Origin of the sequence: Rhizobium sp. Root1204, assembly GCF_001424965.1 — a bacterium.
Classification (GTDB): domain Bacteria; phylum Pseudomonadota; class Alphaproteobacteria; order Rhizobiales; family Rhizobiaceae; genus Pararhizobium.
Genome location: NZ_LMCZ01000040.1, coordinates 60,597 through 73,489 on the forward strand (window position 1 = coordinate 60,597; position 12,893 = coordinate 73,489).

The following is a 12,893-nucleotide window of genomic DNA, read 5'->3' on the forward strand; positions in this document are numbered from 1 at the left end:
ACCATCCGGCTGGGTATCCATGGCAAGCTTTGACATCCTGCGGCGCTATCGCGGACAAACCGGTGATACGGCCTGGAAGCGCAGTGTCCGCTGGCTGAGGCGGCGGTTGCCGATGGGGCTCTACGCCCGTTCGCTTTTGATCGTCATCATTCCGATGGTGCTACTGCAGTCGGTGGTCGCCTTCGTCTTCATGGAACGGCATTGGCAGCTGGTCACGCAAAGGCTCTCGGCGGCCGTTACCGGCGATATTGCCGCCGTCATCGACCTGATCGATGAAATGCCCGCCAGTGATTACTCGGATATCATCCAGATTGCCCGTGACCGGCTCAACCTGCGCATCTCGATCGAACCGGATGGCGAACTGCCGGCGCCGCGCCCAAAACCTTTTTTCGAAATCCTCGACCAGATCCTCAGCGAAGAGATATCCGACCAGATCCGCAAGCCGTTCTGGATCGATACCGTCGGCAATTCCGATCTCGTCGAAGTGCGGATCAAGCTTGACGACCAGCGAATCCTGAGGGTCTATGCCCGCCGCAGTCAGGCCTACGCCTCCAACACCCATATCTTCATCGTCTGGATGGTTGCCGCCTCGCTGGTGCTTTTGACCATCGCCATCCTGTTCCTGCGCGGACAGATCCGGCCGATCCTGGCACTCGCCAAGGCAGCCGAGAGCTTTGGCAAGGGCCAAAAGATCGACGATTTTTCCCCGCGCGGCGCCGAGGAAGTCCGTAAAGCCGGCCTTGCCTTCATCCAGATGCGCGAGCGCATCGAGCGCCAGATGGAACAGCGCACCGCGATGCTGACCGGCGTCAGCCACGACCTTCGAACCATCCTGACCCGTTTCAAGCTGCAATTGGCGCTTGCCGGCGACAGTGCCGATCTCGATAATCTCAACCAGGATGTCGAGGATATGCAGAGCATGCTCGAAGGCTACCTTGCCTTCGCCCGCGGCGAGGCGGAGGAAGACGTCGGGCAGTTGAAGCTGAGCGACCTGATGAACCGGCTGACGCTCGAGGGTGAGCTGCAGGACAAGACGGTCACGACCTCAGTGGAAGGCGACGACAATATCCGCGTCCGGCCGAATGCCTTCACCCGGCTGGTCGCCAATCTGGCATCGAACGCTTACCGCTACGCCAACACCGTCCATATCGATGCCAAGCACAGCAGCAAATGGCTGACCGTCACCGTTGACGACGACGGCCCCGGCATCCCAGAACGCTCGCGCGAAGACGTGTTCAAACCGTTCTTCCGGCTTGACGAAGCCCGCAATCTCGACAGTTCAGGAACAGGCCTCGGCCTTGCCATTGCCCTGGACATCGCCAGAAGTCATGGCGGCAACGTCACGCTGGCGGATAGCCCAATGGGTGGATTGAGGGCTGTGGTCCGGGTTCCGGTATGATCAACGTGAATAGGTGCCGATCATGCCGCGCCGTTCGTTAAACCGGTGCCAGGCGTCGATGCGTTTCGGATGCTTTGACCGCATGACGTCGAGCGGGGCGAGAAGCCGCCCTTCCCGTTGCCAGTGCGCGTCGAAAATTTCGATGATGCGGCGGTTCGGCCAGGGCTTGTTGACGATCGACAGCAGTGCTGCAAAAGCCTCATCCTCACGGCCAGCGCCAAAGCGGTGGGCGATGATGCCATAGGCAAAGGCAGTCGAGCGGCTGACACCCGCATGACAATGCACGAGGATCCGGCTGTCTTCCCGTTCAATGGCCGGAAGGACGGTATCGAAGAACGCCGTGACTGCATCCGGAAAATGGCTGGTCGCCAATGCATTTTCCTGGTCGCGCAGACGCACCACATGGTGCTGTGCGGGGGAGATACGCGGAACGTGCTCTTCGGCCAATTCCGGGTCTAGCAATGAAACGACATGCGAGGCCGACCAGTCTGTGGCGACCATGGCCGCATCGCGCAGGCACGTGACACGGATGAAGTCTCGAACAGCACTCAGGTCCATCGCAAGGTTCCTTACCAAAAGTCCTCAGAGGAGCCGCTTGCCATTCGGCACCGGCTTGTCGGTGGCGGCAAGCACGATCGCGCCGGCTTCGTCCTCGAAGCCCAATGTCAGGACTTCCGAGCGGAACGGGCCGATCTGCCGCGGCGGGAAATTGACGACGCCGAGTACCTGGCGGCCGATCAGGCTTTCCGGCGTGTAGTGGGCGGTGATCTGCGCCGAGGATTTCTTGATGCCGATCTCCGGACCGAAATCGATGACGATCTTGATCGCCGGCTTGCGTGCTTCGGGAAAGGGCGACGCCTCGATGATTGTGCCGGTGCGAATATCGACGCGCTCGAAATCGGCGTAACTGATGGTCTCGGTCATGAAAAGAATCCTGAACTAGCCGGCCAGCTCTTCCGCCCGCTTGCGGGCTGCGGCAATCGCCTTATCGAACAGGGGCTGCATGCCGTCATCGGCCATGAGGATGTTGAGGGCTGCCGCCGTGGTGCCGCCGGGAGACGTCACGTTCTGGCGAAGCCTTGAAGCGTCGTCGGGGGACTGGTGCAAGAGTTCGCCAGCCCCCGCGACGGTTTCCCGTGCAAGCCGCATGGCAAGGTCCGCCTGAAGACCGGCCTTGCGGCCAGCCTCCGCCATGCACTCGACGAGATAGAATACATAGGCCGGGCCGCTGCCCGACACGGCGGTGACCGCATCGATATCGGCTTCGGTTTCGACCCATTCGACCGGGCCGGATACTTTGAGAAGATTGTGGACGAGATCACGCTGTGCGCTCGATACGGCACCATTGGCAAAGGCGCCGGTGACGCCACGGCCGATCATCGCCGGGGTGTTCGGCATGGCGCGCACCATGGCAGCGTCACCGAGATGCGATTGCATGAAGGACAGCGTCGTTCCGGCCGCAACCGAAACCACCACGGTTTCAGGACCGACGAGGCTCTTCAATGGCGGCAGGACCGCGCCCATCATCTGCGGTTTGACCGCAAGGAAGAGAACACCGGCCTTCAAGTCCGCGGGCGCAGCCGTCACATGGCGCGCGCCGTTGTCGGCAATCAGCTTGGCCATGGCCGGCGGCGGGCCGGGATCGATCACCAGAAGATCGGCACCGGAGATACCACTTTTCAACCAGCCGGCGAGCATTGCGCCGCCCATATTGCCTGCACCGATCAGAACGACCGGACCTGACGCATGCACAGCCATTGTCACGCCTCTCCGACGGTTTCAAACATAACGGCTTCGACAGCGCTCTGCGCATCGACACCTGACCAGACCACAAACTGGAAGGCCTGGAAATAGGATTCGCAGGCTTCAAGCGCGCTCGACAGCAGAACTTCGACCTGCTGGTTGGTCGGCTCCGCACCACCGGCAAGCAGCAGCGACTGGCGGAAAATCACCACGTCTTCCTGACGCCAGAGGTCGAAATGCCCCATCAGCACCTGACCATTGATATGGGAGAGCAACCGGATCACTTCGTTGACGCGGCTTTCCGGGACCTTGATGTCGAAGGCGCAGGCAAGGTGCAGCGCCTCGAACTCCTCCATCCACGAGAAGGAGACGTGGTAATCGGTCCACTTCCCTTCCACCGTCATGGCGATTTCATCTTCGCCCGAGCGCTCGAAGGACCAATCATTGTTGGCAGCGACGAACTCGATCATATCGACCGGGTTCGATTGGCGCTCAAGTTCCAGTTCCATCAGGCTCATGCATCACCCCAAAAGTCCTGGCGCAGACATGCGACATCGTGTTCACACACAAGGCTGCAAACTCAAACACCAGAAACAAACACTTATGATTACCGGAAACACGACCATCCTGGCTAACATACCCTGCCTGGAGCTTGCGTGATCCGTTTCGAATCATCATTTAAAATCAGTGTATAATGCCGGAGTCCGCATGAAAGCCCCCCGGGTGAAAAATAGCGCCGGCGCTTGTGGATAGGCTCTCTTAAATTGATTCAGCACCCGTTCTTAAATGACTCTGCCATAAGCGTTTTTCGGCAGTGTCCACAGGGTGAAAGATTTATGAAAAAGGCGGCGCGTTTGCATCTGAAAAAGAACGGCTTGTACCGTCCCGGGACACCTGCCCCGCAAACCGGTCACGCGGCGGCGCAGCACACGCCACCGCGTTGATTCTGCTTATTTGCCGGCGTCTGCCAGACGCGCTTCAAGCGCTGCGATGCGGGCGAGCAGCGCATCGTTTTCATCCCGCGCCTTGAGCGCCATTTCACGCACGGCCTCGAACTCCTCGCGCTTGACGATATCCATGGAGTTGAGCAGCCGTTCGCCCTGGGCGCGAAACACCGTTTCCATTTCCTTGCGGACCCCCTGGGCTGCGCCCGCCGCGTCCGTCATCAACTTGGCAAAATCATCCAGAATGCGGTTTGCGCCTGTGCTCATCGTCTTGGTCTCCGGTCCTTGGCATCCATTGCCCGCCAGCGCGGGCCTATAGAAAGGAGGTAGGAGCACATGCTGACCGATGCAAGGAAAAATACCGGGGATGTCAGGCTTTCGTGAACGCAGCTTGCCTTGACCCTGCCTTGCCGCAGGGCCATGTTCCGGCAAACAACGATGGAAATGAAGCAAGACCTTGGAAACAATAGCGACACTCTTCTCGATCATGCCTTTTCCGGAAATCGATCCGGTCCTCATTTCCATTGGTCCTTTGCAGATCCACTGGTATGGCCTCGCCTATGTGGCGGGCATCCTGATCGGCTGGCAATATGCCCGCCGACTGGTCCGCAACACCACGCTCTGGGCCAACGGAACGCCGGCGGCGACCGAGGCACAGCTTGACGACTTCCTGCTCTGGGTTGCGGCGGGTATCGTCGGTGGCGGACGTATCGGCTATATCCTGTTCTACGACCTGCAGAGCGTAATCGCCAATCCTGTGCGGGCACTGGAAATCTGGAACGGCGGCATGTCCTTCCATGGCGGCCTGATCGGCACGATGATCGCCATGATCCTGTTTGCCAAGCGCCACAAGATCGTCATCTGGAGCCTGTTCGACATCGTCTCTGCGGTGGTGCCGATCGGTCTGTTCTTTGGCCGCATCGCCAATTTCATCAATGCCGAACTCTGGGGCCGGCTATCGTCAGCCCCTTGGGCAGTTATCTTTCCGACCGGCGGTCCTTTCGCCCGTCACCCGAGCCAGCTCTATGAAGCCGGGCTCGAAGGCCTTGTGCTGCTGACCGTACTTGCCGTCATGATTTACTACCGCAAGGCGCTGAAGACGCCTGGCCTGGTTTGCGGCGTGTTCGTCACCGGCTACGGTCTGGCGCGTATCTTCGTGGAGTTCTTCCGTGAACCCGACGCACAACTCGGCTACCTGCTGGGCGGCTGGCTGACCATGGGCATGCTTCTATCGGTACCGATGGTGCTGATCGGCCTCTGGGCCATCCTGCGGGCACGCCGTGCCAGCGCCGTCACAGCCTGATGGGGTTTTCATGACGACCCCGCTTGCAGAAAAGATCAAGGCACTCATTCTGGCGCACGGGCCGATCAGCGTCACCGATTACTTTTCGCTCTGCCTGGCAGATCCGGACCATGGTTATTACAGGACGCGCGAGCCCTTCGGCCAGTCCGGCGATTTCATCACGGCACCCGAGATCAGCCAGTTGTTCGGCGAGATGATCGGCATTTTCCTTGTCCAGGCCTGGCAACGGCACGGAGAACCGGTTCCGGTCAATATTGCCGAGATCGGCCCCGGCCGCGGCACGATGATGGCCGATATCCTGCGCGTCGTCGCCAAGCTGTCGCCCGCGCTCTATGACGCGGCGAGCGTCCATCTGGTGGAGACCAGTGAGCGGTTGCAGAAGGTCCAACAGCAGACGCTGATCGCCCACAAGTTCAAGATTTCCTGGCACGACAGTTTCGATAGGCTGCCGGGCGGCTTTCTGCTTTTGGCTGCCAACGAACTGTTCGACGCCATCCCCATCCGCCAGTTCGTCAAAACGGCACAGGGGTTCAGGGAGCGTCTTGTCGGCCTTGATGCGCAGGGAGAACTGACGTTTGCGGCCGGCGTAGCCAGTATCGATCCTGACATGCTTCCGTCCTCAGGCCCTGCAGCGCCACTCGGAGCGGTGTTTGAAGTCGCCCCTGCCCGCGATGCGGTGATGGCAACGCTCAGCGAGCGCATCCGTACCCATGGCGGAACAGCCGTGATCATTGACTACGGCCATATGGCAACTGGTCTCGGGGACACGCTGCAGGCCGTGCGCAGCCATCAGTTCGATCCGCCACTTGCCCACCCCGGCGAGGCCGATATCACCAGCCATGTCGATTTCGAGCAACTGGCCCGGCGTGCAGTCGCCGAAGGCTTGCAAATCAACGGGCTGACCTATCAGGGCGATTTTCTGATCGCGCTTGGCCTGGCCGAACGCGCCGCCGCCATTGGCCGAAACAAGAGCCCCGAAACCCAGGAAAACATCCGGGCCGACGCCGAACGGCTGGCTGGAGCTGGCGAAGGAAAAATGGGCGAATTGTTCAAGGTTCTCGCTGTCAGCAGCCCGAATGTAGCCCTCGTGCCTTTTCAGAAATAGCAGCTACAAAGACATGGCGGCGACGCCGGCTGTCGTTTCGATGGATTGACAGAGACCGTCCCTAAAGGCCAACATCCGGCCAAATCACCCGGGCTGACACAGCCGAGACGCCCGGAAAACCAACCGCATCGCAGCATATCGAAAAGGCAAAACAACCGATGAAGGATGATGCCTTGCTATCGCCTGTGCAAAGCCCGCTTCTCTCTTCAACAGCGGGAAACGCCATCAGACATGGCTACTTCACCCGCGAAGGCGGCGTTTCGGACGGCATCTACCGAGGCCTGAATGTCGGGCTTGGATCCCGGGACGAGCGCAGCCGTGTCGAAGAAAATCGCGCCCGCGTCAGCGCCTGGTTTGGTGCCCCACCAGAAAAACTGGCAACGGTGCATCAGGTTCATTCGCCAGACGCCGTGATCGTCAACGCCAGCTATGACGGCACGCGCGCTGAAGCCGACGCGCTGGTGACCGCGACGCCCGGCCTTGTCATCGGCGTCCTGTCGGCCGATTGCGGCCCGGTTCTGTTTGCCGACGCTGAGGCCGGCGTGATTGGTGCCGCCCATGCCGGCTGGAAGGGGGCGCTGACCGGCGTGCTCGAAAGTACCATCGAGGCGATGATTTCTTTGGGGGCGCGCCGCGAGCGTATCGCCGCAAGTCTCGGCCCTTCGATCAGCCGCCGGAATTACGAGGTTGGCACCGAATTCGTCGAACGCTTTCTGGAGAAAGATCCCGCCTACGCCGTCTTCTTTACGCCATCCACCCGCGAGGGCCACGCCATGTTCGATCTGCCGGGGCTGACCACCAGGCGGTTGACGGATGCCGGCGTCATCGCAGAAAACCTCGATCTTTGCACCTATGCGGATGAGGAACGCTTCTTTTCCTACCGCCGCACGACGCATCGCAGCGAGCCGGATTACGGCCGGCAAATTTCTGCAATATCCATACGGGAGGCATGACATGGCACTGCATTTCACGCAGGACGAATTTTCAGCGCGGCTGGAACGGCTGACGGCCAGGATGAAGGAAGAAAAGCTGGCTGCCGTGCTGCTGTTTGCGCAGGAAAGCATGTATTGGCTGACCGGCTACGACACGTTCGGCTACTGCTTTTTCCAGACGCTGGTGGTGAAAGCCGACGGCTCGATGGTGCTTTTGACCCGTTCGGCCGATCTGCGCCAGGCCAAGCACACCTCCAATATCGAGCGCGTCGAGGTCTGGGTCGACCGGGTCAACGCCGACCCGACGATGGACCTGAAAAACCTGCTGAGCGACCTCGACCTGCTCGGAGCCCGGATCGGCATAGAATATGACACCCATGGCATGACCGGCCGCATTGCCCGGCTGCTCGATCAGCAGCTGACGAGTTTCGGCGAACTGGTCGATGCCTCGTTGCTGGTCAGCCGCCTGCGCCTGATCAAGAGCCCCGCCGAGATCGCCTATGTCGAAAAGGCCGCAAGCCTTGCCGACGACGCGCTGGATGCCGCCATTCCGCTGATCCATGCAGGCGGCAGCGAAGCCGCTATCCTGGCCGCCATGCAGGGCGCAGTCTTTGCCGGCGGTGGCGACTATCCCGCCAACGAATTCATCATCGGCTCCGGCGCCGATGCCCTGCTTTGCCGCTACAAGGCCGGCCGCCGTACACTGGACGCACAGGACCAGTTGACGCTGGAATGGGCGGGTGTCAGCGCCCACTATCATGCCGCGATGATGCGCACCGTCGTTGTCGGAGAGCCGACCAACCGTCACCGCGAGCTCTACAGCGCCTGCCGCGACACCATCCAGGCCATCGAGATGGTGCTTCGTCCCGGCAACACGTTCGGCACCGTTTTCGACGTTCATTCGAAGATCATGGACGAACGCGGCCTGACACGGCACCGGCTGAACGCCTGCGGCTACTCGCTTGGCGCCCGATTCTCACCCTCCTGGATGGAGCATCAGATGTTCCACATGGGCAATCCACAGGAGATCGCACCCGACATGTCCCTGTTCGTCCACATGATCATCATGGACTCAGACAGCGGCACGGCCATGACGCTGGGCCAGACTTACCTCACCACAGACGGCGCGCCCAAGGCATTGTCGCGCTATGGACTGGACTTCATCTCTGCTTAGGAAAATTGATCTATCGTCCCTTTGAACGGCGGAAAGAAGGTGGGGGCCTTCGCCTATTCCGTCACCGACGAACCGGACGGTAGGACGATGCACAAGCGGATCATGCTTCTTGCGAGCCTTGGAATGATTGTGGCCCTGACGGGCTGCAACAGCATGGACGATCTCACCCCGCAGGTCGATGTTGGCGCAGGCACCTTCCGCTCGCCGCCGGTCAACCAGTCCGATCTCGATTCCATGCAGACGGTTGACGTTACGCCACAGGCGTCCACGCCGGTGCAAAGCGCGCAACTGGCCTCGCCGGAACAGGAGGGCTTTTCGGAAGGCCCAAGCGGCACGGTGATGGCGCAGGGCGATGTCGACTATACCGATCCGGCCGGGTCGCTGGATGCACAGGCCAACCGTTTGCAGCAAGGCCAGATTCCGGCACAGGAACAGCAGGTCAGCCGCAGATCAATTGCTACCGGGCAGGCTGAGACATCGCAGGACGATGGCGCCACACGAAACGACCAGCCCACAGAGCCCGAACAGCAGGTTGCCGAGCAGGAACCACAAGCCCAGCAGCCGCAGAAGGCGGCAGCGATCGCCCCTGCGGCAGCGGGCACCATCCGCTTCCTGCCGATCATCGGTGCGCCGGTGGAGGTCGTCACGCCGCTCTCCAAACAGCTCGGCAGCGAGGCCCGCTCGCACGGCCTGACGATCAAGGCCGCATCCGACACCAGCAGCCAGCATATCCTGAAAGGCTATTTCTCGGCACTGAACGACGGCGGCAAGACGACTGTGGTCTATGTCTGGGACGTACTGGATGGCGCCGGCAACCGGCTGCACCGCATCCAGGGGCAGGACACGGTGAATGCCACGGCCGCCAATCTCTGGTCCGCCGTCCCGCCGCAGACGATGCAGGCGATCGCCACCAAGACCATCAACGAATATCTCAGCTGGCGTGACAGCAACGCCGGTTGACAAGCGGCGGGATGGAAAATCCGTTGGTGTGAGGCGAAATATCCTCACTTCACCACGTTTGAGCAAATCTTTTTAGGATAAACTACGCTGCAACGCGGCAATCCTCTTGCATTCGAAGTCAAGCGCGTTATGAAGCGCGCATAAGCTTGGGACGATCGAGACCCAGGCTGGCTTACGGAATTTGCGCGTAATAAATATTCGCGCCAGCACAGGCGGACCATCGATGAAGGTTTTCGCAGGCAACTCGAACCGGCTCCTGGCCGAAGCGATCTGCAATTATCTCAACCTGCCCCTGGGCAAAGCGACCGTCAGACGGTTTGCCGACCAGGAAATCTTCGTGGAAATACAGGAGAACGTGCGCGGCGAAGATGTCTTCGTTGTCCAGTCGACCTCGTTTCCGACCAATGACCACCTGATGGAACTGCTGATCATGATCGATGCCATGCGCCGATCTTCAGCCCGCCGCATCACCGCCGTCATTCCCTATTTCGGCTATGCCCGCCAGGACCGCAAACCCGGCCCGCGCACGCCGATTTCGGCCAAGCTGGTCGCCAACCTGATCACCGAAGCCGGCGCCGACCGCGTTCTGACACTCGATCTGCATGCAGGCCAGATCCAGGGCTTCTTCGACATCCCGACAGACAACCTCTACGCCGTGCCGATCCTGTCGCGTGACGTAAAGGAACATTACAATCTTGAAAACGTCATGGTCGTTTCGCCCGACGTCGGCGGCGTGGTCCGCGCCCGGGCGCTGGCCAAGCGTCTCGACTGCCAGCTGGCGATCGTTGACAAGCGCCGCGAACGCGCCGGCGAATCCGAAGTCATGAACGTCATCGGTGACGTGACCGGCAAGGACTGTCTGCTGATCGACGATATCGTTGATTCCGGCGGCACGCTCTGCAACGCCGCAGAAGCACTTTTGAAGAACGGCGCCACCAGCGTCACGGCCTATATCACCCACGGCGTTCTGTCCGGCGGTGCTGTCGCCCGTGTCACGTCGTCGAAGCTGAAGGAACTGGTGATCACCGACACGATCCAGCCAACCACGGCGGTCCAATCGGCCCACAATATCCGCGTCATCTCGACATCCAGCCTTATCGGCGAAGCGATCAACCGCACCAGCCAGGAAGAATCGGTCTCCAGCCTGTTCGATTGATCCGCTCAATCGGCGGCATGGCCGGCGCTATGCTCTTTTGACAATCGGAATGGCGCAGGCCTCGCCGCCTGCGAACAGCCGCGACCTGGTGAGAAACCGGCGCTCGCGGCCATTGTCGAGCGAGAACATGCCGCCCCTGCCCGGCACGACGTCGATGATCAGTTGTGTGTGCTTCCAGACCTCGAACTGGCTGGCGCTGATATAGACCGGCACGCCGCCAATCTCTCCCAGCTTGATATCGTTATCGCCGACAATGTAGTCGTCGGCGGGATAACACATCGGCGACGAACCGTCGCAACAGCCACCGGACTGATGAAACAGCACATCGGGATGATCCTGACGGATCTCCTTAAGGAACGCCAGTGCCGCGTCGGTGGCAAGCACCCGTGGTTCGCCCTTGATGGTGTCTGTCATGAGTTTCCTTCCGAGTTAATCCCCTCTCCCCGCCTACGGGGAGAGGGTTAGGATGAGGGGCAAGCTCAAGTGGCCCCTCATCCGCCCTTCGGGCACCTTCTCCCCGCTAGCGGGGAGAAGGAAAAAATCAAAAGAAACCCAACGCCTTGGGGCTGTAGCTCACCAGCATGTTCTTAGTCTGCTGGTAGTGGTCGAGCATCATCTTGTGGGTTTCGCGGCCGATGCCGGACTGCTTGTAGCCGCCAAAAGCAGCACCCGCCGGGTAGGCATGGTAGCAATTGGTCCAGACGCGGCCGGCCTGGATGTTGCGGCCGAAATTATAGCAGCGGTTGGCATCGCGGCTCCAGACGCCAGAACCGAGGCCATAGAGCGTGTCGTTGGCGATTTCCAGCGCTTCCTCGTCAGTCTTAAAGGTTGTCACCGACACGACCGGCCCGAAGATTTCCTCCTGGAACACGCGCATCTTGTTGTGGCCCTTGAACACCGTCGGCTTGACGTAGAAGCCACCGGCAAATTCACCCTCCAGATTGTTACGCTCGCCGCCGATCAAGACCTCGGCACCTTCCTGGCGGCCGATATCCATGTAGGACAGGATCTTTTCTAGTTGTTCGCTGGACGCCTGGGCGCCTATCATCGTCGACATGTCGAGCGGGTTGCCCTGCTTGATAGCAGCGACACGCGCAATGGCCTTTTCCATGAAGCGATCGTAAATCTTTTCATGCACCAGCGCACGGCTTGGGCATGTGCAGACTTCTCCCTGGTTGAGCGCGAACATTGCAAAGCCTTCGAGCGCCTTGTCGAGATAATCGTCGTCCTCGCGCATGACGTCTTCGAAGAAGATGTTCGGCGACTTGCCGCCGAGTTCCAGCGTCACCGGGATGAGATTCTGGCTGGCGTACTGCATGATCAGCCGGCCGGTCGAGGTTTCGCCGGTAAATGCCACCTTGTTGATGCGGGGGTTGGTCGCAAGCGGCTTGCCGGCCTCAAGACCAAAGCCGTTGACGATGTTGAGCACGCCCGGCGGCAGGAGATCACCGACGAGTTCGATCCAGACGAGGATCGAGGCCGGTGTCTGTTCGGCCGGCTTCAGGATCACGCAATTGCCTGCAGCAAGCGCCGGCGCAAGCTTCCACGCAGCCATCAGGATCGGGAAATTCCACGGAATGATCTGGCCGACGACGCCAAGCGGCTCATGGAAATGATAGGCGACGGTGTCGTGGTCGATCTCACCGATAGAGCCTTCCTGGGCGCGGACGCAGGACGCGAAATAGCGGAAATGGTCGATGGCGAGCGGCATGTCTGCTGCCATCGTTTCACGCAGCGGCTTGCCGTTGTCCCAAGTCTCGGCCCTTGCCAGAAGCTCGATATTGTCTTCCATTCGCTGGGCGATTTTCATCAGGATATTGGCGCGCTCCGTCGAGGATGTGCGGCCCCACTTTTCCTTGGCGGCATGGGCAGCATCCAGTGCCAGTTCGATATCAGAAGCCTCTGAACGGGCGATCTGGCACAACACCCCGCCGGTGACCGGGGTCGTGTTGTCGAAATAGCGGCCGCTGACCGGCTCGCGCCAATCGCCACCGATGTAGTTGCCATATTTCTGCTTGAACGGATTTTCGACGATCTTCTGATGCAACATGTAATTTCTCCTCCTGAAACAGACTCCAACATCTGCTGGGAGGAAATGTGCGCCGGAACTTTCGGAACGCGTAGGGGCGCAATGCCTGCGCCTGACCACAAGTGTTTCAGATGTGCGACAGGTGAAT

General features: G+C 60.3%; 14 protein-coding genes. 7 read left to right on the forward strand and 7 right to left on the reverse strand.

Features of this window, described 5'->3' with window-relative positions; genetic code table 11:
- Positions 1-19 precede the first annotated feature (19 nt).
- Complete coding sequence (locus tag ASC96_RS24675; RefSeq protein ID WP_060505727.1) at positions 20-1,399, forward strand: ATP-binding protein; 1,380 nt, start codon at positions 20-22, stop codon at positions 1,397-1,399.
- On the opposite strand, the gene ASC96_RS24680 is transcribed toward ASC96_RS24675, so the two are convergent.
- The 5 genes from ASC96_RS24680 to ASC96_RS24700 form a co-directional block, all read right to left on the reverse strand.
- Complete coding sequence (locus ASC96_RS24680; RefSeq protein WP_060505728.1) at positions 1,400-1,957, reverse strand: dual specificity protein phosphatase family protein; 558 nt, start codon at positions 1,955-1,957, stop codon at positions 1,400-1,402. It abuts the gene before it with no gap.
- 24 nt (positions 1,958-1,981) lie between these two features.
- A complete protein-coding gene (locus ASC96_RS24685) occupies positions 1,982-2,323 on the reverse strand; it encodes a tRNA-binding protein (RefSeq protein ID WP_060505729.1) in 342 nt (113 codons plus the stop codon).
- Between the two features lie 15 nt (positions 2,324-2,338).
- Positions 2,339-3,157, reverse strand: coding sequence for a pyrroline-5-carboxylate reductase (gene proC, locus ASC96_RS24690; RefSeq protein ID WP_060505730.1), 819 nt, complete (start codon positions 3,155-3,157; stop codon positions 2,339-2,341).
- Positions 3,158-3,159: 2 nt separating this feature from the next.
- The gene (locus ASC96_RS24695; protein WP_037098689.1) at positions 3,160-3,660 is read right to left on the reverse strand and encodes a YbjN domain-containing protein; all 501 of its coding nucleotides are present in this window, start codon (positions 3,658-3,660) and stop codon (positions 3,160-3,162) included.
- A 432-nt stretch (positions 3,661-4,092) separates the two neighbouring features.
- A complete protein-coding gene (locus tag ASC96_RS24700; RefSeq protein WP_037099438.1) occupies positions 4,093-4,353 on the reverse strand; it encodes an accessory factor UbiK family protein in 261 nt (86 codons plus the stop codon).
- A gap of 190 nt (positions 4,354-4,543) precedes the next feature.
- Here ASC96_RS24700 and lgt point away from each other — a divergent pair, with 190 nt between their 5' ends.
- From lgt to ASC96_RS24730, 6 genes are all read left to right on the forward strand, one after another.
- Entirely contained in the window at positions 4,544-5,389 is an 846-nt protein-coding gene (gene lgt / locus ASC96_RS24705; protein WP_082512259.1) for a prolipoprotein diacylglyceryl transferase, read from the forward strand.
- A gap of 10 nt (positions 5,390-5,399) precedes the next feature.
- Positions 5,400-6,494 carry a class I SAM-dependent methyltransferase gene (locus tag ASC96_RS24710; RefSeq protein ID WP_060505732.1) on the forward strand — a complete coding sequence of 365 codons (1,095 nt, stop codon included), beginning with the start codon at positions 5,400-5,402 and terminating at the stop codon, positions 6,492-6,494.
- Positions 6,495-6,652: 158 nt separating this feature from the next.
- Complete coding sequence (gene pgeF, locus ASC96_RS24715; protein WP_060505733.1) at positions 6,653-7,447, forward strand: peptidoglycan editing factor PgeF; 795 nt, start codon at positions 6,653-6,655, stop codon at positions 7,445-7,447.
- A 1-nt stretch (position 7,448) separates the two neighbouring features.
- Complete coding sequence (locus ASC96_RS24720; RefSeq protein ID WP_060505734.1) at positions 7,449-8,600, forward strand: Xaa-Pro peptidase family protein; 1,152 nt, start codon at positions 7,449-7,451, stop codon at positions 8,598-8,600.
- Positions 8,601-8,687: 87 nt separating this feature from the next.
- Entirely contained in the window at positions 8,688-9,560 is an 873-nt protein-coding gene (locus ASC96_RS24725) for a hypothetical protein (RefSeq protein ID WP_060506054.1), read from the forward strand.
- Positions 9,561-9,783: 223 nt separating this feature from the next.
- On the forward strand, positions 9,784-10,716 hold the full coding sequence (locus tag ASC96_RS24730) for a ribose-phosphate pyrophosphokinase (RefSeq protein ID WP_060505735.1): 933 nt from the start codon (positions 9,784-9,786) through the stop codon (positions 10,714-10,716).
- 27 nt (positions 10,717-10,743) lie between these two features.
- On the opposite strand, the gene ASC96_RS24735 is transcribed toward ASC96_RS24730, so the two are convergent.
- The gene (locus ASC96_RS24735; RefSeq protein ID WP_060505736.1) at positions 10,744-11,130 is read right to left on the reverse strand and encodes a DUF779 domain-containing protein; all 387 of its coding nucleotides are present in this window, start codon (positions 11,128-11,130) and stop codon (positions 10,744-10,746) included.
- 127 nt (positions 11,131-11,257) lie between these two features.
- Positions 11,258-12,766: an aldehyde dehydrogenase gene (gene adh / locus ASC96_RS24740; protein WP_060505737.1), complete on the reverse strand. Its 1,509-nt coding sequence runs from the start codon at positions 12,764-12,766 to the stop codon at positions 11,258-11,260.
- Positions 12,767-12,893: the final 127 nt, after the last annotated feature.

Coding starts and splice junctions, on each gene's coding strand:
- ASC96_RS24675 (WP_060505727.1), top strand. CDS start 20: ATGGCAAGCTTTGACATCCTGCGGCGCTATCGCGGACAAACCGGTGAT.
- ASC96_RS24680 (WP_060505728.1), bottom strand. CDS start 1,957: ATGGACCTGAGTGCTGTTCGAGACTTCATCCGTGTCACGTGCCTGCGC.
- ASC96_RS24685 (WP_060505729.1), bottom strand. CDS start 2,323: ATGACCGAGACCATCAGTTACGCCGATTTCGAGCGCGTCGATATTCGC.
- proC (WP_060505730.1), bottom strand. CDS start 3,157: ATGGCTGTGCATGCGTCAGGTCCGGTCGTTCTGATCGGTGCAGGCAAT.
- ASC96_RS24695 (WP_037098689.1), bottom strand. CDS start 3,660: ATGAGCCTGATGGAACTGGAACTTGAGCGCCAATCGAACCCGGTCGAT.
- ASC96_RS24700 (WP_037099438.1), bottom strand. CDS start 4,353: ATGAGCACAGGCGCAAACCGCATTCTGGATGATTTTGCCAAGTTGATG.
- ASC96_RS24710 (WP_060505732.1), top strand. CDS start 5,400: ATGACGACCCCGCTTGCAGAAAAGATCAAGGCACTCATTCTGGCGCAC.
- pgeF (WP_060505733.1), top strand. CDS start 6,653: ATGAAGGATGATGCCTTGCTATCGCCTGTGCAAAGCCCGCTTCTCTCT.
- ASC96_RS24720 (WP_060505734.1), top strand. CDS start 7,449: ATGGCACTGCATTTCACGCAGGACGAATTTTCAGCGCGGCTGGAACGG.
- ASC96_RS24725 (WP_060506054.1), top strand. CDS start 8,688: ATGCACAAGCGGATCATGCTTCTTGCGAGCCTTGGAATGATTGTGGCC.
- ASC96_RS24730 (WP_060505735.1), top strand. CDS start 9,784: ATGAAGGTTTTCGCAGGCAACTCGAACCGGCTCCTGGCCGAAGCGATC.
- ASC96_RS24735 (WP_060505736.1), bottom strand. CDS start 11,130: ATGACAGACACCATCAAGGGCGAACCACGGGTGCTTGCCACCGACGCG.
- adh (WP_060505737.1), bottom strand. CDS start 12,766: ATGTTGCATCAGAAGATCGTCGAAAATCCGTTCAAGCAGAAATATGGC.